The sequence below is a fragment of the Enterococcus durans NBRC 100479 = LMG 10746 genome (genome assembly GCF_001544215.1).
Classification (GTDB): Bacteria; Bacillota; Bacilli; order Lactobacillales; family Enterococcaceae; genus Enterococcus_B; species Enterococcus_B durans.
In genome coordinates this window covers 23,620-46,807 of record NZ_BCQB01000003.1, presented here as the reverse complement: position 1 = coordinate 46,807, position 23,188 = coordinate 23,620, and the positions used below count along the sequence as shown (strand labels likewise).

19 protein-coding genes are annotated in these 23,188 nt (G+C 37.4%); 14 read left to right on the top strand and 5 right to left on the bottom strand.

Annotated features, from left to right (window positions below; genetic code table 11):
* The first annotated feature begins 5 nt into the window (after positions 1–5).
* Together ED2_RS01450 and ED2_RS01445 are read left to right on the top strand one after the other, a co-directional pair.
* Positions 6–1,055 (top strand): SIS domain-containing protein, encoded by a 1,050-nt coding sequence (locus ED2_RS01450; RefSeq protein WP_005876641.1) that lies wholly within the window; start codon positions 6–8, stop codon positions 1,053–1,055.
* Between the two features lie 12 nt (positions 1,056–1,067).
* Positions 1,068–2,069, top strand: coding sequence for an SIS domain-containing protein (locus tag ED2_RS01445; RefSeq protein WP_005876643.1), 1,002 nt, complete (start codon positions 1,068–1,070; stop codon positions 2,067–2,069).
* A 355-nt stretch (positions 2,070–2,424) separates the two neighbouring features.
* Here the strand turns inward: ED2_RS01445 and ED2_RS01440 are convergent, their stop codons facing one another.
* Both ED2_RS01440 and ED2_RS01435 read right to left on the bottom strand, forming a co-directional pair.
* Positions 2,425–3,066 (bottom strand): lytic polysaccharide monooxygenase, encoded by a 642-nt coding sequence (locus tag ED2_RS01440; protein WP_016177717.1) that lies wholly within the window; start codon positions 3,064–3,066, stop codon positions 2,425–2,427.
* 119 nt (positions 3,067–3,185) lie between these two features.
* Positions 3,186–4,040 (bottom strand): Rgg family transcriptional regulator, encoded by an 855-nt coding sequence (locus ED2_RS01435; RefSeq protein ID WP_016177718.1) that lies wholly within the window; start codon positions 4,038–4,040, stop codon positions 3,186–3,188.
* A 205-nt stretch (positions 4,041–4,245) separates the two neighbouring features.
* Here ED2_RS01435 and ED2_RS01430 point away from each other — a divergent pair, with 205 nt between their 5' ends.
* From ED2_RS01430 to ED2_RS01415, 4 genes are all read left to right on the top strand, one after another.
* Positions 4,246–5,985: a fibronectin type III domain-containing protein gene (locus ED2_RS01430; RefSeq protein ID WP_016177719.1), complete on the top strand. Its 1,740-nt coding sequence runs from the start codon at positions 4,246–4,248 to the stop codon at positions 5,983–5,985.
* A gap of 1,160 nt (positions 5,986–7,145) precedes the next feature.
* Positions 7,146–8,165: an NAD(P)H-dependent glycerol-3-phosphate dehydrogenase gene (locus tag ED2_RS01425; protein WP_005876650.1), complete on the top strand. Its 1,020-nt coding sequence runs from the start codon at positions 7,146–7,148 to the stop codon at positions 8,163–8,165.
* A gap of 37 nt (positions 8,166–8,202) precedes the next feature.
* Complete coding sequence (galU, locus tag ED2_RS01420) at positions 8,203–9,072, top strand: UTP--glucose-1-phosphate uridylyltransferase GalU (protein WP_016177720.1); 870 nt, start codon at positions 8,203–8,205, stop codon at positions 9,070–9,072.
* Positions 9,073–9,230: 158 nt separating this feature from the next.
* Positions 9,231–9,581: a hypothetical protein gene (locus ED2_RS01415; RefSeq protein ID WP_005876654.1), complete on the top strand. Its 351-nt coding sequence runs from the start codon at positions 9,231–9,233 to the stop codon at positions 9,579–9,581.
* 222 nt (positions 9,582–9,803) lie between these two features.
* On the opposite strand, the gene ED2_RS01410 is transcribed toward ED2_RS01415, so the two are convergent.
* Positions 9,804–10,067: a hypothetical protein gene (locus ED2_RS01410; protein WP_005876656.1), complete on the bottom strand. Its 264-nt coding sequence runs from the start codon at positions 10,065–10,067 to the stop codon at positions 9,804–9,806.
* 320 nt (positions 10,068–10,387) lie between these two features.
* Between ED2_RS01410 and ED2_RS01405 the strand changes: the two genes are divergently transcribed.
* The 5 genes from ED2_RS01405 to ED2_RS01385 all read left to right on the top strand — a co-directional run bounded on the left by ED2_RS01405 (position 10,388) and on the right by ED2_RS01385 (position 16,904).
* The gene (locus ED2_RS01405) at positions 10,388–10,924 is read left to right on the top strand and encodes a hypothetical protein (RefSeq protein WP_060789677.1); all 537 of its coding nucleotides are present in this window, start codon (positions 10,388–10,390) and stop codon (positions 10,922–10,924) included.
* 1,534 nt (positions 10,925–12,458) lie between these two features.
* Entirely contained in the window at positions 12,459–13,058 is a 600-nt protein-coding gene (locus ED2_RS01400; protein ID WP_005876661.1) for an SIS domain-containing protein, read from the top strand.
* Between the two features lie 534 nt (positions 13,059–13,592).
* Positions 13,593–15,332, top strand: a complete 1,740-nt coding sequence (yfcC, locus tag ED2_RS01395; protein WP_005876662.1) for a putative basic amino acid antiporter YfcC — start codon at positions 13,593–13,595, stop codon at positions 15,330–15,332.
* 74 nt (positions 15,333–15,406) lie between these two features.
* Positions 15,407–16,591: a beta-aspartyl-peptidase gene (gene iadA, locus ED2_RS01390; RefSeq protein ID WP_005876664.1), complete on the top strand. Its 1,185-nt coding sequence runs from the start codon at positions 15,407–15,409 to the stop codon at positions 16,589–16,591.
* 85 nt (positions 16,592–16,676) lie between these two features.
* Positions 16,677–16,904 (top strand): CsbD family protein, encoded by a 228-nt coding sequence (locus ED2_RS01385; protein ID WP_005876667.1) that lies wholly within the window; start codon positions 16,677–16,679, stop codon positions 16,902–16,904.
* 449 nt (positions 16,905–17,353) lie between these two features.
* On the opposite strand, the gene ED2_RS01380 is transcribed toward ED2_RS01385, so the two are convergent.
* Entirely contained in the window at positions 17,354–18,028 is a 675-nt protein-coding gene (locus tag ED2_RS01380) for an ABC transporter ATP-binding protein (protein WP_016177722.1), read from the bottom strand.
* Positions 18,029–18,040: 12 nt separating this feature from the next.
* Complete coding sequence (locus tag ED2_RS01375) at positions 18,041–19,537, bottom strand: ABC transporter permease (protein WP_016177723.1); 1,497 nt, start codon at positions 19,535–19,537, stop codon at positions 18,041–18,043.
* 534 nt (positions 19,538–20,071) lie between these two features.
* Between ED2_RS01375 and ED2_RS01370 the strand changes: the two genes are divergently transcribed.
* The 3 genes from ED2_RS01370 to ED2_RS01360 all read left to right on the top strand — a co-directional run bounded on the left by ED2_RS01370 (position 20,072) and on the right by ED2_RS01360 (position 23,182).
* Positions 20,072–21,751, top strand: a complete 1,680-nt coding sequence (locus ED2_RS01370; RefSeq protein WP_005876674.1) for a ribonuclease J — start codon at positions 20,072–20,074, stop codon at positions 21,749–21,751.
* Between the two features lie 124 nt (positions 21,752–21,875).
* On the top strand, positions 21,876–22,349 hold the full coding sequence (locus ED2_RS01365; protein WP_005876676.1) for a YbaK/EbsC family protein: 474 nt from the start codon (positions 21,876–21,878) through the stop codon (positions 22,347–22,349).
* A gap of 152 nt (positions 22,350–22,501) precedes the next feature.
* Entirely contained in the window at positions 22,502–23,182 is a 681-nt protein-coding gene (locus ED2_RS01360) for a metal-dependent hydrolase (RefSeq protein ID WP_016177724.1), read from the top strand.
* The last annotated feature ends 6 nt before the right edge of the window (positions 23,183–23,188 follow it).

Sequence of the window (23,188 nt, the reverse complement as noted above, 5' to 3'; positions counted from 1 at the left end):
AGCAAATGGTCACAATGTTGGACTATATCCACGAGGAAAACGAAACATTATCAGCAATTATCGAGGCATATGATTTTTCAAGCAAGGACGCTTATACATCTATCAAAAATGTCATGATCCTTGCAACTGGATCTTCTTATAATGCATGTTTAGCAGCAAAACCTGCATTAGAAAGTTACGGTGGATTGACTGTAGATATCCAAGAACCATTTCATTTTACACACTATGGCCACTTGTCAACAGCGGTAGATACAGTTATTGCCGTTTCACAAAGCGGAAAAAGTGCGTCAACAGTCACAGCGATTAAAGTGATTCCGACCGAAAATATCCAGACGATTGCACTAACAAGTGATCAGAATAGTCCGATTTCTTCTGAAACGGATCAAGTAATCGATCTAGGGATCGGGATTGAAAAAGTTGGGTTTGTGACAAAAGGGTATTCAGCAACCGTTCTACAGCTGATCCTTTTGGGAATAACGATTGGTGTAGGTAAAGGGCAGATCACGGAAGCGCAAAGACATGAAAAAATCGATCAGCTAAAAAAGATCATCACAGAAATTCCTGAGAATATTCAGCGAACCGAAGCTTTTTATGAAAAGAATCAAGCACTGTTTCGCGTAGCAAAACGGTTTATCGCGATTGGTTATGGACCAAACTGGGGAACAGCAAAAGAGGTTGAGACCAAATTTACAGAGACCGTTCGAGAACCTTCACAAGGATTTGAACTAGAAGCATATATGCATGGACCTTACCTGGAAGCTAATTCTTCACATGTATTGTTTTTTATAGAAGCAAAGAGCGAAAATCAGCAACGCTCAAGATGCTTAAAAGAATACATGGACCCTTACGTAGGGGCAACATTTACGGTTACGACAGAGGAAACAGCAGATGAAAACAGTTTGAGTGTGGCATTTTCATGTGAAGAATATCTATCTGGCTTAGGCTTAGTTGTGCCGTTTCAAGTATTGGCTTATAAGATTGCCACTGGAAAAGGAATCGATTTGAGTCAAAAAATATTCAGTGATTTTGATCGTGTATTAAAAAGTAAAATTTAAGAGGTGGATAATATGTTAAAATTCAACGAACAACAACAAATAGAAGCAATTAATGGTGCCTTAGCTTTACGTCCCCAAGTAGAAGAAATCGTTGATGGACTTTATGGGAAATTTGACGCAGTTTACTATTTAGGCATTGGTGGCACATATGCTTCAGCGATGCAAGCCGTTACTTATATCAATGGAAAGAGTGATCTCCCTGTTTTTATCCAGCATGCAGCTGAATATTATACAACAGGGAACAAGCGGTTAACAAAAGAATCAATCGTTGTACTATCCTCAGTTACTGGAACGACACAAGAAGTAGTGCGCGCAGTGGAAGACATAAAAAAAGTCGGAGCAACGTTGATCGGCTTCATCGATACAAAAGACAGCCCGCTCGCACGACTTTGTGATTACACGATCACCTACCCTGCTTTAGGAACAGAGCAAATCAAATTCTTTATGGTAGCAGATCGCTTGATGCAAAAAAACGGTGATTTTGAGGATTATGAAAAGTATTACCAACAACTGGAAGAATATTTAGCGATTGGTTTGGTGGAAGCAGAGAAAAAAGCAGATGCATTTGGCCTTGCTTTTGCTGAAAAGCATCGGCATGATGCGATGCATTACTTTATTGGCGCTGGAAATCAATGGGGTGCAGTTTATTCCTATGCTATGTGTTATTGGGAAGAACAAAGCTGGCTTCGATCAAAATCGATCCATGCCGCTGAATTTTTACATGGAACATTGGAAGTGATCGAGGAAACAACACCAGTCACCTTGTTCCTAGGTGAAGATGAACAGCGGGTCTTAGCTGAAAGAGTAGCAGGACTACTACCTAAGATTTGTGCCAACTATACGCTGATCGATACGAAAGATTACCCGATTGAAGGAATAGACGAAGCCCATCGTGGTCGAGTACTTTCTTATTTATTGATGCATGCAGTCACACAGCGGATCGATGCACATGTGGAAAAATTGAATTGTCATCCATTGGATATCCGTCGGTATTATCGCCAGTTCGACTATTGATCAGAATGGCTACAAAGATAAATGGCGATGATTTTTAAAGTGAAATGAAGCTTATCAAAAGAATTTTTGTGACTGTCCTATTTTTTCTCTTGGAATAAGTAAGCAAGAAGGAGACCCAGTTGATCGCCCTATCAAAGAGAGGCTGGGACAGAAGTGTTTAACTCCGAGAAATAAGAAGAAATGAACGAAAATTGCTTTTCAAATTTTTGTGAATTTCGGCTTATTTCCGAAGGAGTTGCTTCTGCTTCCGCTGTTTATTGGGAATTAGAGTCCGTAGCAAACCTGATTTTTAGATTTGTCCCAACCTCTTTTCGCTTATGAAAAGGGAGTATTTTCTTTGTTCATTACGGGTTCTTTAGTTTGTCAAGCGACTTAAAAGTGTAGGGCTTTGGATATTTGCGTCAATGACGTTATAAAAAGCATTGGTTGTATCTGCGACATCCCAAACAGCTAAGATGACGTGATAGCCTAAGCGATTACTTGGGATATTGATCGTATGGGTCGGTGTCGTAGCGGAAGAATTTCCGTTATTGTCTACTTCACCAATAAATTCAAATTCGTCACGAGAAAGTGGTTTGTTTTGATTCCAACCAGTTTTAGTGATGTAATAGTGCCATTTACTTGTGGAATGATTTGCCGTGAATTTCCATGTAAAATCATTTGGACCAGTTGTGAGAGTTTGTTTTGTCCAGAAAGAGGCAGACTGCTGATCTAATTTGAAATCTCCAACAGCACCATTGGCAGAAGCGATTCGACCGTCAGCAGGTCCTCCTGTTGGATAGCCTTTTGGTGCTTCTAAAGATTGAGGTTCATTGATAACGGCACCATATTTTTCAAATGCAGCAGACCAGTTTTTGTCTTTCTCTAAACTTCCCTGATAGCCACGGCTGATAGGCTGAGAAATATACCCATGTGCAGAAACTTCTACCGTTGATAGTGCAGTGAATCCTGCTGTCGCCAAGATGATCCCTAATCCTAACTGTACCACTTTTTTCATTGATCGTTCCTCCTTAGAATGTTCTTTTTTATTACAACTTTAGTATAACGGAGGACTTTTTTATAAAAATATTTTGTATGTTATTGCAACAATATGGGCGAATCATCAATAGGGAAGTCTTAAGAATGTTTTTGGATAAGAGTGTTTTTTAATTTAAGATAATACTCTTTTGTAGATGTTAATTCTAACCATTCAAAGAAAGCTATGCTTTGATCGATTTCAGAAATCGCTGACTGATCCCCTTCAGCTAAAAGATCCAAAGCAGAAAAAGTCTTATAGTGAGCGGTAACCAATGTTTGTTTGTGATGTATCGTTATTTTTTTTAACTCGGTCAAGAAAAGTTTTCTAAGAGTGACTGATTGGCGATTAAAGGAGAGACGTAAGCCATTTAAAATGAAATTCGATAGTAATTCAGAATAGTAGGTGGCATCTATGTAAGCTTTCATTTTTGAGACACTGTTTTTAAAGGAGTGAATGATATACTGGTCATCAAAAATAAACAGACAGTTGGAAAAGACAGTCAATTCAAAGTGGCCCCAAGTATCGATTGTTTCTAGGTATCTTTTGATCGTTTCAATTTCTTCTTTTAGTTCTTCGTTAAAAGCATCATTACATAGATAGCTGATAATCAATCTGCGCTGGCTGTAGATCAAACGATAATAGATATTCCCTGTTTTTTTGTATTCATTCAGCAGTTCTTTTTCTTGTGTTGGTGACACGTCTTTGGAATAAATCAGATAGTTGGTTAATTTTTGTTTATTTGAAAGATTGTTATTATTTAGGAGGAACTGATACTCTTCTAAAGTGATATTCATACGTTCAAGATAATTGAAAAGCAATTCAAACCCGATTTTCGTTCCTCTTGATTCAAAGGCAGCAAATGTCCCACGTTGTGAAATCCCTCTTGTCAATTGTTCTTGAGTTAAACCTCGTTCTTTACGTAATTTTCGTATCAGTGATGAGTGTTGTGGCATATTTAGATCCCTCCAATATTTTTTGATGAATTAATCATAACATAACACTTATCTTTGTATCGATAAAATTAAATATTAATTTGTAGTATTTGAACAAAGTTATTTTTTGTTGGGAAATTTCAATGTTGTAATACCAAACAAAAAATGTATGCGTTATCAAAAAATGATTTAATTAAAAATGTAAAAAAGATAAGGAGGGAAAAACATGAAGAAAAAAACAGTATTATTTTCAGTTGGGCTTTTTGGGACATTATTAGGTGGTGGAACTACAGTTCTAGCAGCAGATGCAGCGGATACGATGCCAGATATTTCCAATAAACAAATTTCTGTCGGCTATTACCATAACTGGGAAGCGGAACGTGGTGCAGGATATCGTGGTGGTAAACCAGCAAACTTGGAGCTGGATAAAATCAACTCATTCTATAATGTGATCGCTGTAGCATTTATGAAAGGGGAAGGCATTCCAACGTTTAAGCCTTACAACATATCAGATCAGGAATTTCGTGAAAAAGTGGCTGTATTGAACAATGAAGGCCGAGTAGTCTTGATGTCACTTGGAGGTGCGGACTCCCACATTGAATTACATAAAGGGGAGGAACAGGCCTTCGCAAACGAGATCATACGTTTAGTTGAACGTTATGGCTTTGATGGCTTAGATATTGATTTGGAACAAACTGCTGTTGCAGCAGGCGATAACCAATCTGTCATACCCGCTGCTTTAAAAATAGTACGTGAACATTATCAGAAAGAAAACAAACATTTTATTATCTCAATGGCACCAGAATTTCCATATTTAAGAAACAATCAAGCGTATACGCCATATGTTCGTGCGTTGGAAAATGAATATGATTTTATCGCTCCGCAATTATATAATCAGGCAGGTGACGGAATTAGTATTGGCACAGAATGGATCGCGCAAAACAATGATAGTCGCAAGTACGACTTTTTATATGGTATTTCAAAATCATTCAATGAAGGAAGTGGTGGTTTCATCCAGATCCCAGCAAATAAATTGGCAATAGGAATCCCAGCCAATGAGGATGCGGCTGCTAATGGCTTTGTAAAAGATCCAACCACTGTCTATCAAGTATTCGAACAAATGGAGAAAGAAAATACACCATTAAAAGGAGTGATGACTTGGAGTGCCAATTGGGATGAAGGGCTGAATTCTGCAGGGGTAGCCTACAATGAATCCTTTGCCAAATCTTACCAAAATCTATTTAAAGAAAAAACACCAGACACAGAAAAACCGTCTAAACCAACTAACTTAACGGGAACAACAACACATTCGACAGTTTCAATCAATTGGACGCCATCAACGGACAATGTCCGCGTGTCACATTACAATATCTATCAAGATAACCAATTCATTGGTACAAGCACTAACGCAAGTTATACTGTTACACACTTAACACCGGAAACACAGTATTCTTTTTCAATTGAAGCAGTTGATGCAGCCGGTAATCGTTCTTTGCGGTCAGACGTATTGATGATGACAACCAACAAAGAAATAGGGCAAACTCAAAAACCATCTGCACCAAGAGAATTAACGGTGGAAAATTTGACACAAAATTCTGTGACATTTAGATGGGCTGCCAATGATGCAAGTGAAAAAGTCACGCAGTATGAAATTTATCGATCAGGTATACGTGTAGGTGTTACCGGTGGGACTACTTTTTCTGATGCGGGATTAATGGCCGCAACAAGGTATGAGTATCAGGTGAAAGCAGTCAATGCAGTTGGCACATCAGATGCAAGCCCATCAATCGCAGTGACAACGCTAGGTGAAAGTCCTCAAGGAGATACATGGACTAGCGGTAAAGCTTATGGGGTCGGTGAAATTGTGACATACAAAGGGGGAACCTATCGTTGCCTTCAAGCACACACAGCAATCCCTTCTTGGACGCCAGATATCACTGCTGCTTTATGGCAAAAAATCAGCTAGTGAGTACGCAAAGAGTGCATAAACTCACGTATGAATATTCAAAGTAGAATCTAAAAAAACGATGGAGCAGAAGCAACCTCTTCGGAAAATAAGACGAAACGAACAAAAATATGAAAAATAATTTTTGTAACGAACTTCTTATTTCTAGGAGTGAAACATTTCTGCCAAACCTCACAGATTTAGACAAAAATAGCGGATCATTTCATTAAGAAAATGATCCGCTATTTTTTTGTCTATTGTTAATAACTATGTAGAAGCATATACACTCAATGAAAAACTGCCAGTTTATTTGAATTGTTGAAAAAATATCATAGTTGATTATTTTTTTGCCTTGATACGTAGTATAGGGACAGGACATTTGGGAGAGATCAAAAAAGCAATCACTATGCAACAACGATCACTTATGAAAAAATGATGAAGTCGCTTAGTCAAGTGATGAAGGAAATCATTCATGTCGAGGAAAAAATGAAACTTGTTGATTGCCTGTTATTTTGATAACCTAGATGGATTTACGGGTACGGTTTCGTAGTTTAGCTGTGTTAAGCTAAAAAAATAAGTTGTGAAGCAAGTAAAAAAGGCAAGGAATCCACCTTACCTTTTTTACCAGTTATGTAATCATTTTCTTTTATAGTACTACTGGAAGTGTAACAGACCAATCCATCCGACATTCCTCCTTTGATGTTGATAAGAATAACTAAAGTAACTTTCTATAAAATAAGTATAACGAGCTATTTCGCTGTTGATTCAAAATGTATGTTATTGCAACAAAATAAAAAATAATATTTTTTTAGAAAAACTTCTGAATCATCATAAGAATAGCTTTAGAGATGATCCTTCATCCAAAAAAACGGAATGATTTCATGTGAAAAATGGTTATTTAATGATTATAAAAATAATTTGTTGATAAGCTAACGAAATCTGGAAAGAGGATATGGATTGAATCTTTTGGGAAAAACTAGTAGGATTTTTACAATGGATGAGTGAATAAGTGTCTTATACTCAAAAATACTATTCGTCTGTCATAGGAAAAGGACAGTAAGTTACTCCTTGATAATGTAGTCAAGTATTAAACAAACAATTAAAACGACAAAAATAAGTCCAATATTTAAAGAATCTATATTATAATGGACAGTATCAACTATGATTTTGGAGGAATTTCCATGAGACAAAAAATTGCAGTCCTAGGCCCAGGTTCTTGGGGTACTGCTTTAGCACAAACGTTAGCAGAAAATGGACATGACGTACGTATTTGGGGGAATGTTCCTGAACAGATCGATGAAATCAATACGTATCATACAAATCAACATTTTTTACCAGACTTAAAAATTCCAGAAACGATTATCGGATATCACGAATTAGCAGAAGCAGTGGACGGAGCAGATGCGGTATTATTTGTCGTACCTACGAAAGCAATTCGTGCCGTTGCCCAAGAATTGATCAGTAAAATGAATACAAAACCAGTGATCATCCATGCTAGTAAAGGGTTAGAACAAGGGACACACAAACGAATCTCCGAAGTGATTGCAGAAGAGATACCAGAAGAAAAAAGGCAAGCAATCGTGGTTCTTTCAGGACCAAGTCATGCGGAAGAAGTAGCAGTCCATGATATCACGACGATTACTGCGGCTAGTACGGATCAAACTGCAGCAGCCTATGTTCAAGAACTCTTTATGAATGATTATTTTAGAATCTATACGAATAATGACGTCATCGGAGTAGAGACAGGTGCTGCTTTGAAAAATATTATCGCTATCGGTGCAGGGGCAATCCATGGATTAGGATTTGGCGATGATGCAAAGGCTGCAATCATGACTCGTGGTTTGGCAGAAATCAGTCGATTAGGTGTTGCAATGGGAGCTAATCCATTAACTTTTATCGGACTAAGCGGTGTAGGTGATCTGATCGTTACCTGTACAAGTGTTCACTCAAGAAATTGGCGCGCAGGAAATCTGCTAGGAAAGGGTCATAACTTGGATGAAGTGCTAGAAAATATGGGGATGATCGTAGAAGGTGTCTCAACGACTAAGGCTGCCGTAGAATTAGCAGAACAGCTTGGAGTAGATATGCCTATTACACAAACGATTTACCAAGTGTTATATGAGGGTGAAGATATCAAAAAAGCAGCGAAAGAAATCATGTTGCGTGATGGAAAAATGGAAAATGAATTTTCTTTCAGATAGAATTTTCATTCGCTGAATGAGTGAGAGGACGAATAAGATGAAAGTCAAGAAAGCAGTCATTCCGGCAGCGGGATTAGGAACACGTTTTTTACCTGCCACAAAAGCAATGGCAAAAGAGATGCTTCCGATCGTTGATAAGCCAACGATCCAATTCATAGTCGAAGAAGCGCTGTATTCAGGGATTGAAGATATTCTGATTGTGACTGGTAAAGAGAAACGACCTATCGAGGATCATTTTGATGCCAATGTGGAATTGGAAATGAATCTACGTAAAAGCGGTAAAAATGATTTGTTGAAATTAGTGGAAGAAACAGGGAAAATAAACCTTCACTTCATTCGCCAGTCACATCCTAATGGGCTAGGTCATGCTGTTTTGCAGGCAAAGTCTTTTGTAGGGAACGAACCATTTGTTGTGATGTTAGGGGATGACTTGATGGTGGATCAAGTTCCGCTGACTAAACAATTGATCGATGATTATGAACAAACACAGTCTTCAGCAATTGCCGTGATGGAGATCGATCAGAAAGATACTTCAAAATATGGGATAATCGATCCAGGAGAAAAAGAAGGCCAAGGGTTGTACCAGGTCAAAGGATTGGTAGAAAAACCAGCACCAGAAGATTCACCTAGTAATCTGGCTATTATTGGTCGTTATTTACTTACACCAGAGATTTTTGCAATTTTAGAAACACAAAAACCTGGTGCTGGTAATGAAATCCAATTAACCGATGCGATTGATCGATTGAACAAAGAACAGAAGATCGTTGCGCGGTGTTTTGAAGGAAAACGTTATGATGTCGGAGATAAATTTGGCTATCTGCAAACCAGTATCGAGTATGGGTTGCACCACCCTGAAATTGGGAAGGCACTGAAAGAATACGTGATTCAATTGAGCAAAGAACTATAATTCCACTTTAGACAGGTAAAGAAGGTAGCTATGATCGTTTTTAATTTTTGTTAAAAAAACTATTTTGCCAGATAAATTGAACGAGATTTCTTCATTTCTATAGTAGAATGGAAAAGTCGGATTTTTAGAAAAGTAAAATAAAAAGGTGTGTATCGTGCATGGGAAAAGTAATCACAATCAGTCAAACGCTTCTTGATGGATTGAAATGGCTGATGGAAGGAAATAACTGGTTGTTTTTAACTCCAGTGTTGCTGATTAGCGCATATGTCATGTTTAGAATGGTCAAACGAAAAGAAACATTTTTGATTTTCGTTTGGTATTTGGCTACAATCTCGATTTTAAGTTTGATGCTTGAACTTGCTTTAGGTGGTTGGGAAGCTTTGACTTTTGCTGTTATTTTCATTCTACTGTATCTGTTGGCGTATATCCCACATTTATTCAAGAAATTTCATGTGGGTAAAAAAGGACGTCATGCAGCTTCTATGAGTAGGAGAGGGCAACAAAAGTAGATCATAAGACGTAGCTTACTAGAAATTCTGGAATAGCTGGAAATAAAGTTCTTCAAAAAAGTAGCAACAGTGGCCATGAGGAAGGAAACAAAATTAGTTAGATTGTTTTTACAGGAATTTCAGATTAGAAATGTGTTTAGCAAATAAAAGAGAAAGAAGCTACTAGCAACTCAGATCGCTAGAGGCTACTTTCTCTTTTCCTTATGTGTCATAAATCAGGTGTCAAATATTGTTAAAAAAACTGTGTAGAATAAAGAAAGGAATGCAGACAATTAAAGGATATAAAAAATAATTTCGATTATAGCTTTCAGAACCCGTTGTTTGATTCGCTCTCATTCTATCACCTGATACAGCAGTACCAGATAATGCAATACCAATCAATAGTGATCCGATCCATATATATTGCAACATGTTTTTTTCTAAGATAAAGTAACTAAGAGTTGCAAGTATACTTGCTATAACAAAAGTGATTATGTATTTTTTCAATCAATTGGTCCTCCTTTACTAAAAAAACGTTCTCTTTTAATAGACGATACCATGATAATACTACAATTCATATACATAATTTGTGTTATTTAATCAGAATTATTGATTTTTTAGTCAATCCTTAGTTATTAGGAGTACATAACGTTTTTTAGAGCGGAATAAAATAAATTTTTGTTATTAAAGAATATATGGAAAATGGATATAGTTAATAGAATTTATGTAAGAAGACCATAGTTTATTGATTTTACCTAGACCAAATTTATTCCAAAAAGTCAGATGGAAAAGACTTAGTAATAAAAACGATTAAAAGGAGTTTGTCTATGAATTATGCTGAAATTGAGTCATGTTTTTCTACAACAAGTTTTAATCCTGAACCATTTATTGAAATAACTTTACATGATCACGAAATCAGAGAAAAACTGATCCATAATGTTATAGATGGAAAAAAGCATATCAACTATTATTTTAACAGCTATTTGATCATTAAAGAGGCCAGTTTAATCAATCCAGCACTATTTTATCCTTACTGGGATGATTTTTGGAAACTACATACTCATAAAAATTCTTATTATCGCATGATTGCCCATGATTTGATCACAAATTTAAGCGTTTGTGATACGCAAAATAAGTTTCAAGCCATCAAGTCAGAGTACCTTGATTTACCGCGAAAAGAGAAAATAAGTAACTTTCTGAAAATGAGTCATAATTTATTAAAGGCGAATCAACCCATAGCGCTTAGTGATGAATTAAACTTATTGTTGACTGACCCAAAAGTCTTGGCTAAATTTACAGAAAAACAAAGAAAAAGGATAGAAAAATTAGCTCAAACGATTCCAAGAAAAAGTACAAAGACTTGATTCAAACCATCGCTAAAAAACTGAAGCTTGCTAAGCAGACCAACGTTCCAATTTTCTTAGCATCAAAATTTTATACTTTCTTTAATGGTTCGGGTAAGGTTCGTTTTACCGATGACACAGGCGCTCAAAGTGTCAAGAGACCTGCACCAATTGCACGTTGTTCATAAACCGAAGAGTATTTGCGCACATGTCAACTTTTGAAGCAATTCAACTGCTGAACACTTTTGCGGCGTTGGTTTTGCTGATGATTGACCATAAGAACAAAAAATAACCATCTAAACACTTTGATAGGCGATTAGATGGTAAAAAAAATAATTAATAACTGTCACTGTCTTTTTAAGGGTCCTACATGGGGCTATGTTCGCGCATAGTCCTTTTTCTTTGTATTATGTTAGATTGCTGATTCTTGCAAGTAGGCTATATACGTACGAGTAGAGTTCTTTGGTCAGTTTAGAAACAGATAAATTGTAGACGAAAAAAGAGTTTATTTTTTGCCCCTTTTTATGAGAAGAGGCGGGAGTGTGAATATATCTGTGACTGTTCCTGGAAGAAGGACATTTGAAGCGGAGACAGAAGTGTTCCACTCCAAAAAGCAAAAATAAATTCATGGAACCTGCTTTTTAAATTTTTTGTAGATCTTTTAGCTTGTTTTCAAAAGAGTTTGCCCTTGCTTTTGTCGTTTATTAGTATGAATAGCTATTCACACTAAAGTAAGCATAAAAAATCATACCAATAGCGAGTAGACCACAAATAATCAAAAGGATAGTTGACCAACGCTGCTGTTTTTGGTTTGTTTTATTCGAATTTCTGCTTCTTAGAATAATCAAAAAAAGAATAAGTCCCCATACATAAACCATAAATTTCCCCTAATCATTGAGTTTTAGTGATTCCATCATATAATAAAAAAAATACAAAAGAAAGAGTAGATGAAGTGGTGTGCTTGAGTGGAATAATAGCTTTTATAAATAATAGTAGTGTAACTGCAAGTAAATGTTCAAAAATAGAATAAAAAAATAGTTTATTTAATTTGTCGATAACAGTTGATTCTTGTTAGGAACAAAATAAAAAATCCTATATTAATAGGATTTTGACTAGTGTGATATTGAAAATATTGTTATGTAAAGAATTCTTATCTTTGTTTTTTTGCTATTTCATACTTGCGTTAGTAGGATAGTTTACTTACAATAGTTGCAGATAGAAACAGCTGAATAAAAAGGCTCCTTGATAGTTAGCGGCAACTAACTACCAAGGAATGACCAGTCACACGTCTACACCCTGACCGATCATTTGCCATAGTCAATGCAGTTGCATCGACCTTATTTATTGTACCAAATTTTAGGTGAAAATTCTACCCTTGCTGTAGATTTTTCAAGGGATCGAATGCTTGTTGATTTGCTATGTCAAGGTATTGGGCAGAACGCCTGATACCTTTTTTGTATTTAGCTACTCTACCACAAACTAGTCATTTTCTGTTTCTATCTCACTTAAAATTAGGAAGCTGTTTCTGTCGCGAATGTAAAGGTAGGAGAAACAGATGGGTTTACGCTACTTTGATTACTATAATCAATTGGAAAAGAAATTAAGAATCGAAGAACCGCTCATGGCACAAGCCGGAAGATGGATAGCTCAGCAAATCTCTTTGGGTGGAAAATTACAGATATTTGCTAGTCGATCACTTAGCGGTGTGGCTTTTGAATTTTGGGAACAGCTGCCAGAATCGATCCCAGGAACATTAATAAAAAATCCAGCAAATGGAATATATGAAGAAATAGAAGGAACAGGTACAGCAATCATTGAGCAACTTACTACACAATCGGAAGATATCTTTTTGCTTCTTTCAAATGAAGGCAGAAATCCCAGTATAATAGAATTAGCACAGTGGATCAAAGACAATGACTACACATTGATCGTTGTCACGGGATTTGATCTATCCCGAAGTATCAAGTCACATCACAGTAGTGGATTACGATTATTCGAGTTTGCAGATTTGGTATTAGACAACCATGCAAAGATGAATGATGGTGTCTTGACTTTGCCAAATGTTGATTCTGAAATTTGCGGCGGTGCCTCGATTGCTACAATGTTGTTGCTTCAACAAATAATCTATTTTACAGTCTGCCAACTGAAACGGTAAATGGAAAATATAGTTAAAAAGAGACAAGAAAGAATTCTTGCGAATTCTTTCTTGTCTCTTAATACACGTTGATGAAAGAGTCTTCCCCAAAACTCTTTACACTGCAATTATAGTACATTAGTTATGATTATTGCAATGAAGTTTATCTATTGAATGAAAAAAAGTCTTAAATAAAGGACCTTATTTATGCAGAGAACGTTTTCCACGAAAAAAAATAGCAGAAAACATGAATATATATTTGGAAATATCAGGGAATGAATAAATAGCAGTTATCTACATATGATGAGAAAAATGGATCAACTTTTTACAAAAGATGAAAGATAGAAAATTTTTTTAATCGAAGATTAATTATAAAATATACCTATTTTTCTTAACTAGATATATTTTGATGACTATTAGGAGATTTTTATTTAGTCAAAAGAAAAAAATTTTTTTAATGGATAATTCATGTCTCAAGTATATTTTTACTGTATAATCTAGTTGCTTATCCATTTTTTATTCATTAAATTTGTAAACAGAAAGGAAGAATTGCTTTTGAAGAAAAAAATTTCTTCGGGAAAACCTAAAAGAGATCTTACAAAAATGACGACTCCGCATACGTATGTCATTATTTTTGGCGTTGTTATATTTGCATGGATACTAACATTTCTTGTTCCAGCAGGAAAATTCAGTACACAAGACATTGAATATAAAGATGCAAACGGAGAAACTAGTACACGGACGGTGTTGCGACAAGATTCATTCCGTTATGCATATGAATTAGACAAGTCTTATGTGTTTGACCAGTTGGAGGACTTACAAGATAACCCGTCACAAAGAGAAAAACTAGATGTTCCAGAAAAAGGCTTAGAAGAGGTTATTTCTGAGGGAGAAAAAAATCTGTCACAAGAGAAACTTGACAAAATTTCTCTAACGGACGATGTGTTATATGACCAATATGGAGAAAGCATTTATGATACTTCCAAGAAACTCCATAAAACAGCGAAGATTTGGGGAACCGATGATTTTGGTGGATTCGGCTTTTTGAATTTTGTTTTTGAAGGTCTAGTTTCTGGCGATAAGTATGGTTCTGCAGTTGGGATCGTAGCCTTGATTCTTGTTGTCGGGGGAGCGTTTGGGATCATCATGCGTACCGGCGCTATTGATGCAGGTATCTATGCTTTTATCAGTAAAACAAAAGGATTAGAGCGCCTTGCTTTACCGTTATTATTTTTCGCTTTTTCATTTGGAGGCGCAACATTCGGGATGGCAGAAGAGGTAATCCCATTTTCTATGGTAATGGTTCCCTTTGTCATTGCTCTCGGGTATGATTCGATCGTTGCAGTTACGGTGACTTACGTAGCATCTCAAGTTGGTAATGCTACCTCTTGGATGAGTCCATTCAGTGTAGCAGTAGCGCAAGGGATTGCGGGAATACCAGTACTATCTGGTGCCACGTTCCGTTTGATCATGTGGATTGTCGTTACGGCGTTATCTGCAGGGTATTTGATGATCTACGGAGAGAAAGTTCGTAAAAATCCCGAAAGTTCTGTAACATATAAATCAGATGAATATTTCAGAAGTCATTTGAAGAAAACAACGGATGAGCGAAAAGCATTTACCTTAGGACATAAGTTGATCTTAGTTGAAATGTTGGCTGTATTAGTTTGGATCGTTTGGGGCGTTACCCAGAAAGGCTACTATATTCCAGAAATTGCATCTCAGTTCTTTGTGATGGGATTGGCAGCTGGGATCATTGCTGTGATTTTCAAACTTGATGATATGAAAGTCAATGATATCGCTTCTTCTTTCCAATCCGGAGCGGCAGATTTAGCTGGAACTGCAGTTGTTGTAGGGATGGCGAAAGGGATCTTATTAGTATTAGGTGGTTCAGATGCATCTGTGCCTTCTGCATTGAATACGATCTTACACAGTATTGGTTCACTATTATCAGGTGTGCCGGCAGTGATTGGCGCTTGGGCGATGTACATCTTCCAAAGTCTCTTCAATTTAGTCGTTACATCAAATTCAGGACAAGCAGCGTTGACGATGCCGATCATGGCACCGTTAGCGGATTTAGTTGGTGTTTCACGCCAAGTAGCTGTCTTAGCTTACCAATTAGGTTCAGGGTTCATGGATGCTTTTACACCAGTATCAGCAAGTTTGATTGGGGTACTAGGTGTGGCACGTATCGAATGGGCTAAATGGGCAAAATTCCAGATAAAAATGCAAGGATTTTTCTTTGTACTGGGAACGATTTTTATTATGATCGCGATAGCCATTGGTTTACAATAAAAGAATAGAAGAACAAAAAAGCAGCTGGACCTATAGCAGGTGCAGTTGCTTTTTTATAAGAAAGGAAGAAAAAAATGAAACTTATTCGACAAATTGAAGTATACGCACCAGATTATTTAGGAAAATTAGATGTTTTACTTGCAGGAAATAAGATCATTGCACTAGAGGAAAACATTACAGGTGGTTACTCTGAGTTAGAAGTGGAAGAAATTTCTGGGGAAGGGAAACTGTTGACACCGGGATTTATCGACTGTCATTTCCATATCCTAGGTGGTGGTGGTGAAGGAGGCTTTCAAAATCGCACGCCAGAAGTCACGTTGAGTCAATTGACATCAGCTGGTGTGACTACTGTGGTCGGCTGTTTAGGAACAGATGGTGAAGGGCGGGATATGACAGCGCTCATTAGTAAAGCGAAAGGCTTAGAAGCAGAAGGGATCACTACTTTTGTATATGAAGGCTCGTATCGATTACCTGTCAAAACTGTCACTGATTCGATCATCAAAGATTTTTTGACAATCGATAAAATAATCGGAATCGGTGAAATTGCTGTTTCTGATCACCGTTCTTCTCAGCCAACTTTTGAAGAATTTGCTCGTGCCACTGCTGATGCACGTGTGGGTGGGATGTTATCAGGTAAAGCTGGAATCGTGAATGTCCATCTAGGTGGAGGAACAAGGAAACTTGAACTATTGAAAAAAGTAGTAGAAGAAACAGAAATTCCCATTTCACAATTTTTACCAACCCATGCGAATCGCACACAGGAATTACTTGATGCATGTATTGAATTTGCTAAAAATGGCGGTACTATCGATTTCACTGCAAGCGAAGATCCTGATTTTTGGGAAAAAACAGATGGAGAAGTCCGTTTTAGTAAAGCATTGAAACAATTATTAGATGCGGGTGTTGCACTTGATAATTTTACGATGACTTCCGATGGTCAAGGAAGCCTGCCTTATTTTGATGAAAATAACCATTTTATCGGGATGGGTGTTGGTAGTGCAAAATCATTATTAGTTGGTATCAAAGAAGCCGTCCAAAAGGAAAATATTCCATTGGAAATCGCACTTCGAGCTATCACAACTAACCCAGCGCGCATTCTAAAGCTTGAAGGCAAAGGGCAAATACAAGTCGGAAATGATGCTGATCTATGTATCCTTGATAAGGAAACACTAACGATTGATTCAGTGATCGCCAAAGGACAGATAATGGTGAAAGAGCAGGAAGTCAAAGTTTGGGGGACATTTGAAAAAACGATCTAGGGTGTCCAAGCATTCTGTTTGTCTGTTTCTATAGTTGATGATACTCTGATAATAGTAAGAGATGAAAATCAAGGGAGGAATTAGAATGGCAGATTTAAAAGGTCGTACAGAAGATACAAAAGATAAAGTAGTCGGTGAAGGAAAAGAAGCATACGGTAAAGCTACTAATGATAAGAGCAAAGAAACAGAAGGCAAAGCTCAATCTTTAGGTGCCGATATCAAAGGAAAAGCACGTGACCTCGGCGATGACATCAAAGAAGGCTTTGAAGATGTCAAAGAAAAATTCTCCAAAAAAGATGATCACCGCAAATAAGTATCGATGTTTATCGTGTGGAGTTCCCAATAGTACACGATGATAAAATGATACCTGACTCAGTAAGTACAAAGAACGGTTGGAACAGGAGCAACTCCTGTTCCAACCGTTTATTTGCCTTCAGAGTATGAGGTCGAGACAAAAGTCGTTTTGGTTTGAAATTTCCAAAAAAATTGACTTTTGGATGCCGTTTATTCGAGAGTCTGTAGCAAACCTGATTGTTAGATTTATCCCACATTCATTTAGTTACCTTCAAAGCGTGAGACAAAATTAAGGAATACTTTTGTTTTATTCTTTAAAAACGAATAAACGGTGGGAGCAGAAGCAACTCCTTCTTAAATAAGCCGAAATTCACAAAAATTTGAAAAGCAATTTTCGTTAATTTCTTCTTATTTTCTCGGAGTTAAACACTTCTGTCCCAACCTCTTTGGTATGTCAGATCAAAAAAGTTATTCTGGCGAATCAAGGATGATTTTAGCAAATTCTTTATTTTTTAATTCATAGATTTCATCACAGCTTTTTGCAACTTCTAATTCATGAGTCACAATGATGATACAGCGATTTTGTTCATGAGCGATTTCTTGGAATAAGCGGACAATCTCTTGCGAAGATACTTCATCAAGGTTTCCAGTAGGCTCATCGGCGACGATCAATTGATGCTCGCAACAGATAGCACGGACGATTGCCACACGCTGTTGCTGACCGCCAGATAATTTCGTTACTTGTTTTTTTGCAAGAGTTTCATCGATACCTACTCTCGCTAAACGTTCCAAAGCTATTCGGCGATACTCTTTATGTTTGGCATTTGAGATTTCCATAGCGACGATCACATTATCAACGGCTGAAAGATACGGCAATAAGTTATAGGCCTGAAAAATAATTGATACATCATTTTTGCGGTAATTCCGTAAGCCGATTTTCGCTAATGACTGTTCTTCGTAGTATACTTTTCCTTCTTTCGGTTGATCGAGTCCTGAAATCAAAGAGAGAAAGGTCGTTTTTCCAGAACCGCTCGCACCTAAAATAGCGTACATCTTTCCTGTTTCAAATGATAAATTGACATCTTTATAAAGTGCTTCCTCTGGATTTTGATACCAAAAACCTAATTGTTCTGTTCGTAACATCGAATTCCTCCTTTAGTTTAGTAAAATCTTTCTTGGATTTAATCGCAAAATTCCTATTGATGCGAGAAAAACAGAGAGTAAGCTGATACCGAATGCTACACCGGCGAGAAGACCTAATTGTGCAGGCTGAACACTGATTTCGAGTTCTTTTACTTGTTGGGAAACTTCAAACGGATTATTGTTGCTTCTGTTTCTCTGTCCATCAGGAGCTTTGGCATTACCATCGGGCATTTGACCAGGGGCTGTTTGTCCCTGATTTTGAGAGGTATTTTCTGTCTGTTGTTCTAAAAGCTGCTGACCTACTGCATTGGCTACAACATTACCACTGATCGAAGCCACACCGAGGGCTAGGATCATACATAACGCTACTTCAATAAACAATTGTAGGATGATCTTCATTCGAGATTCTCCCAAAGAGAGCAAGACACCTAATTCGTGTCGGCGCTCGCGAATCGTGATCATAATAATTAATGTCAAGATGATGACACCTGCAACGGCTACTAGCAAGACAACATTTTTAGAGAAACTTGCAACATTGTTCAACGGTTCAAGCATGGATTGATATAACGCATCATTGGATTGTAGACTGAACGTATCTGTGTCGATCAATTTTTTTGCCTCTGAAATAAAATCAGCCATTTCATCCGGATCAGTCAAAGTGTAAACAGCTGAGTCAACTGTATCATCATCTGTGGTACCGTTTAGTTCATTCGCAAATGTATAAGAGGTATAAAGTGTATTGGAGGGATTCATAAAACTAAAATTCATTCCCATACTACTAGTTGTAGCAGTCGATTCGTAGATTCCTTTGACCGTCATTTCATATACAGTGTCTTCATCTTTGGAACTGGTGATTTTAAAGGTATCTCCAACAGATAGATCATTTGCCTCAGCTAATGTGGAATCAAGGACAACATTGTTCGTTCCTTTATCACTTGCGGTTATTCCTTCACCGTCTGTGATTTTTGCTGTTCCATCTGTAAAATTACTATTTTGACTAGTAGCTGATACACCGCTGATCTGAAAATCTGCTTGCATCATTTGTGGTCCGCCACCCATGCCGCCAGGAGCGTTTGTATTGTTTGAATCAGTACTTTGTGAATCACTTGAAGACTCAGAGCTGGAAATAGCGGTGATCCCGCTCTTGGCAAGGGCAGAAGCAGAACTTTCAAAAGAATAGCTTTTCACATTACTGAGTTTGGCTATTTTTTCTGCGTCACTCAATGAAACAGGAGTGAGTGAAAAACTGCCAGGATCTGGACGCTCACTTGATGAGGAATCACTAGTAGAATTCTCCTCTTGTTTTTGGAAAGCTGACTGACGATTGGCGCTTAATGTGACAGTCGCACCAACATCTTTTTGTGCTTGTTTTGCTGCTTGTTCAGCCGAACTTCGAATCGTCAAACCTGCCAGTACAAAAATAAGAATGGCAGTAAAGACTGCGAATAACAATAAAGAATGTCCCCATTTTACTTTGGTACTTTTTAGTGCGCGTTTCATAAAATTCATCGTATGTATCCCTCCTAATAGTTACAAGAACGAGTGTAGGAAAGTCACCTTAAATAGAACTTAAACCCTTTTGTTATTCTATGCAGTGATTTTTACAACTTAGAAAATCTGACTATAGTTATTTCCGAAAATATGTTAAAATGGACGGAGTATATTCGTAACGGATGATGTGGGAAAGGAGACCAAGAAGGTTCAGCCTATTATCTTCTTTCTACCCCCAATCAAAGGAGCAACAAATGGTTCACATTAAACAAAATGGCTGATACTAGCGATTTGAGTAAATTGTTGTATAATAGTGGGGAATAGCTGATAAGGATAAGATCAGCTTTTGTGTTTACAAATATAAAAGATTCATTTATTCGATGGAACTTGTTCAAAAAAGTGGCAGGGATCAAAACGAGTCAGCTGTCAGCTAATTGCTACTATGAAGAGCAAAAAAATTTTGCAAGTATTTCATTAAAATGAATCACGTATTTAGTTAAAGAAGAGAATCGATGTCTTTAAACTTGGACATCATAAGAAGAGGTGAAATTTGTGAGTACCATTAAAATTATTCCTTTAGGCGGCGTACGTGAAAATGGAAAAAACATGTATATCGCTGAAGTGGGAGAAGACATTTTTGTGTTAGACTGCGGTCTAAAATATCCTGAAAACGAATTGTTAGGAATCGATGTCGTCATTCCTGATTTTACGTATTTGGAAGAAAATATCGATCGTGTAGCTGGTGTCTTTTTGACACATGGACATGCGGACGCAATCGGAGCACTACCTTATTTATTATCGAAGTTATCTGTTCCTGTTTTTGGTACAGAGCTAACGATCGAGTTAGCAAAATTGAGTGTCAGTCGGAATGATGCCGCAAAAGGATTCAAAGATTTTCATGTAGTAGATGAACACACAGAAATCGATTTTGGTGAAACAATCGTCAGTTTCTTCCGTACAACACACACGATCCCTGATTCAATAGGTATCAACTTGAAAACAAAAGAAGGCAGCATCGTCTACACAGGGGATTTCAAATTCGATCAGACAGCGATCCCGATGTATCAAACAGATTATGCCCGTCTAGCTGAGATTGGTAAAGAAGGGGTTCTTGCTTTGCTTAGTGAGTCAGCAAATGCAGAAAACCCAGTACCGGTTGCATCTGAATTGCAGATTGCAGATGAAGTGTTCGATACGATCAAGTATTGGGAAGGCAGAATTATTGTCGCTTGCGTAGCAAGTAACTTGCAAAGAGTTCAACAAGTGTTGGATGCAGCAGAAAAAGCGCAACGAAAAGTGGTGTTGACTGGTCAAGATTTTGAACGGATCATTCGGACAGCGATGCGCTTAGAAAAACTCCAACTTCCTAGTGAAGATCTACTTGTTACGTTGAAAGATATGAAAAAATATAAACCAGAAGAGCTGATCATCCTAGAAACAGGTCGCATGGGTGAACCTATCAAGTCTTTACAAAAAATGGCAAACGGTACGCACCGTAACATCAAGATCGAAGAAGGCGATTTGGTCTATATTACAACCACTCCTAGCATCGCAATGGAAACAATGGTCGCTAAAACGGAAGATATGATCTATCGAGCTGGCGGATCGGTGAAACTTATTTCTGAGAATATGCGGGTATCTGGCCATGCGAATCCTAATGACTTACAGCTGATGCTGAACTTTATGAAGCCAACTTATTTTATTCCCGTTCAAGGAGAATATCGTGAATTGGCTGCACATGCTGATTTAGCCCACGCTGTTGGAATCCCATATAAAAATATCTATATTACAGGGCGTGGCGATGTCTTAGAATATAAAAATAAGCGGATGAGTGTTGCTGGGACAATCAGCGCTGAGAATGTCATGATCGATGGACTAGGTATTGGTGATATCGGAAATATCGTATTACGTGATCGAAAGATCCTGTCAGAAGATGGAATTTTCGTGGCAGTCGTTACGATCAGTCGCCGTGAGAAGAAAATCATCTCAAAACCGCAAATTACATCACGTGGGTTTGTCTATGTAAAAGCGAGTCGTGATTTGATGAAAGAAAGCAGCAATATGATCGAAGAAATCGTTGGGAAACATTTAGAAAGCAATGATTTTGAATGGAGTAAACTCAAACAAGATATTAGAGATCAGCTTGGACGCTATTTGTTCGAACAAACCAAACGACGTCCTGTCATCTTGCCAGTGATCATGGAAGCTACTCAACGTAGAGGTAAAAAATAAGCATAATCAACAATGGTATGGAAATTTTTCTCCACAGTGAGAAGGATTTTCCATACCGTTTATTTTTATAGTTGATGATAAGATGAGAATGAAGTTACTTAAAGAGATAGGAGAGAAAAAGTAAATGGAAAAAACAAAAGTAGAAAACTATTTGGATGACTTAGGAGTACGCTATCAACCTATTGATTCTAGAAAAGAAGATTTAGAAAATTTTGAGGCGGTATTACAAGCTCAAAAGATCGACCCAAAGCTTGTCTGCAAGACATTGGTTTTAAAAGGTGATAAAACAGGTGTGATCATTGCAATTGTTCCTTTAGCTGCACACTTGGATTATAAAAAAACGCGAAAAGTGTCTAAAGATCATAAAGTTGGTTTTCCCGGTATGGACTACGTGATGGCTTATACTGGCTATCCTCACGGAGCAAATACGCCAATCGGCATCCATAAAGAGCATCCAGACTATCTTTTTCTGGCGGACAACACATTGAAAGAGCAAAATGAGTTAGTCATGTCGAGTGGTGAAATCGGTAGGAGCATCAAAATTGCTAGAAAAGACTTTGAAACAATCGTCCAACCAATCTATGCAGATCTGGTTTAAATTGTTTTTAGCGGCTGAAATTGACTTTGGACTTGGTGCAAACTGTATTATCTGTTACAATGATTTCGTATATACTGTACTATTATTTAGATAGATTTCTGAAAGTGAAATCGTTTTACTATTCATAATAAAAAGTGTTGGGAGTGGAAAAAATGAAAATTACTTATCACGGCCATTCTTGCTTAACCGTAGAAATGGCTGACGGACAACGGCTGATCATCGATCCTTTCATTACAGGAAACAGCAAGACGGATTTAACAGTGGAAAAAGTTAACACAGATTGGATCTTAGTTACTCATGGACATAGTGACCATATAGGAGATATGATCCCGATTGCTGAGAAAAACGATGCCACGATCATAAGTATTGTTGAGATCGCAGATTATGCACAAAGTCGTGGGGTAAAAGGACATGGGATGAATATCGGCGGTAAATACACGTTTCCCTTTGGTACAGTAAAATTCGTACCTGCACAACATAGTTCGAGCTATGAAGTTGATGGTATTCTGCAATATATGGGAGAACCTAGCGGAATTGTTATCCAAGCTGAAGGAAAAACGATCTATCATGCTGGAGATACAGCTGATTTCAGTGACCTTGCGTTGCTAAAAGAACAATTTTCGATTGATGTTGCATTTTTGCCGATTGGAGATAACTACACGATGGGGCCGGAAGATGCGGCGAGAGCAGCTAAACGGATCGGTGCTAAATTGGTCGTACCTATCCACTACAATACATTCCCAGTGATCGAACAAGATCCACAAGTATTTATCAATTTATTGACGGAAAACGAAGGAAAAATAATGAGCGTATCTGAAACGCTAGAAGTGTAGGGGTAG

Coding starts and splice junctions, on each gene's coding strand:
- ED2_RS01365 (WP_005876676.1), top strand. CDS start 21,876: ATGGAAAAAACAAAAGTAGAAAACTATTTGGATGACTTAGGAGTACGC.
- iadA (WP_005876664.1), top strand. CDS start 15,407: ATGAAACTTATTCGACAAATTGAAGTATACGCACCAGATTATTTAGGA.
- ED2_RS01430 (WP_016177719.1), top strand. CDS start 4,246: ATGAAGAAAAAAACAGTATTATTTTCAGTTGGGCTTTTTGGGACATTA.
- ED2_RS01360 (WP_016177724.1), top strand. CDS start 22,502: ATGAAAATTACTTATCACGGCCATTCTTGCTTAACCGTAGAAATGGCT.
- ED2_RS01425 (WP_005876650.1), top strand. CDS start 7,146: ATGAGACAAAAAATTGCAGTCCTAGGCCCAGGTTCTTGGGGTACTGCT.
- ED2_RS01450 (WP_005876641.1), top strand. CDS start 6: ATGGTCACAATGTTGGACTATATCCACGAGGAAAACGAAACATTATCA.
- ED2_RS01445 (WP_005876643.1), top strand. CDS start 1,068: ATGTTAAAATTCAACGAACAACAACAAATAGAAGCAATTAATGGTGCC.
- ED2_RS01385 (WP_005876667.1), top strand. CDS start 16,677: ATGGCAGATTTAAAAGGTCGTACAGAAGATACAAAAGATAAAGTAGTC.
- galU (WP_016177720.1), top strand. CDS start 8,203: ATGAAAGTCAAGAAAGCAGTCATTCCGGCAGCGGGATTAGGAACACGT.
- ED2_RS01375 (WP_016177723.1), bottom strand. CDS start 19,537: ATGAATTTTATGAAACGCGCACTAAAAAGTACCAAAGTAAAATGGGGA.
- ED2_RS01415 (WP_005876654.1), top strand. CDS start 9,231: ATGGGAAAAGTAATCACAATCAGTCAAACGCTTCTTGATGGATTGAAA.
- ED2_RS01405 (WP_060789677.1), top strand. CDS start 10,388: ATGAATTATGCTGAAATTGAGTCATGTTTTTCTACAACAAGTTTTAAT.
- ED2_RS01435 (WP_016177718.1), bottom strand. CDS start 4,040: ATGCCACAACACTCATCACTGATACGAAAATTACGTAAAGAACGAGGT.
- ED2_RS01440 (WP_016177717.1), bottom strand. CDS start 3,066: ATGAAAAAAGTGGTACAGTTAGGATTAGGGATCATCTTGGCGACAGCA.
- ED2_RS01400 (WP_005876661.1), top strand. CDS start 12,459: ATGGGTTTACGCTACTTTGATTACTATAATCAATTGGAAAAGAAATTA.
- ED2_RS01380 (WP_016177722.1), bottom strand. CDS start 18,028: ATGTTACGAACAGAACAATTAGGTTTTTGGTATCAAAATCCAGAGGAA.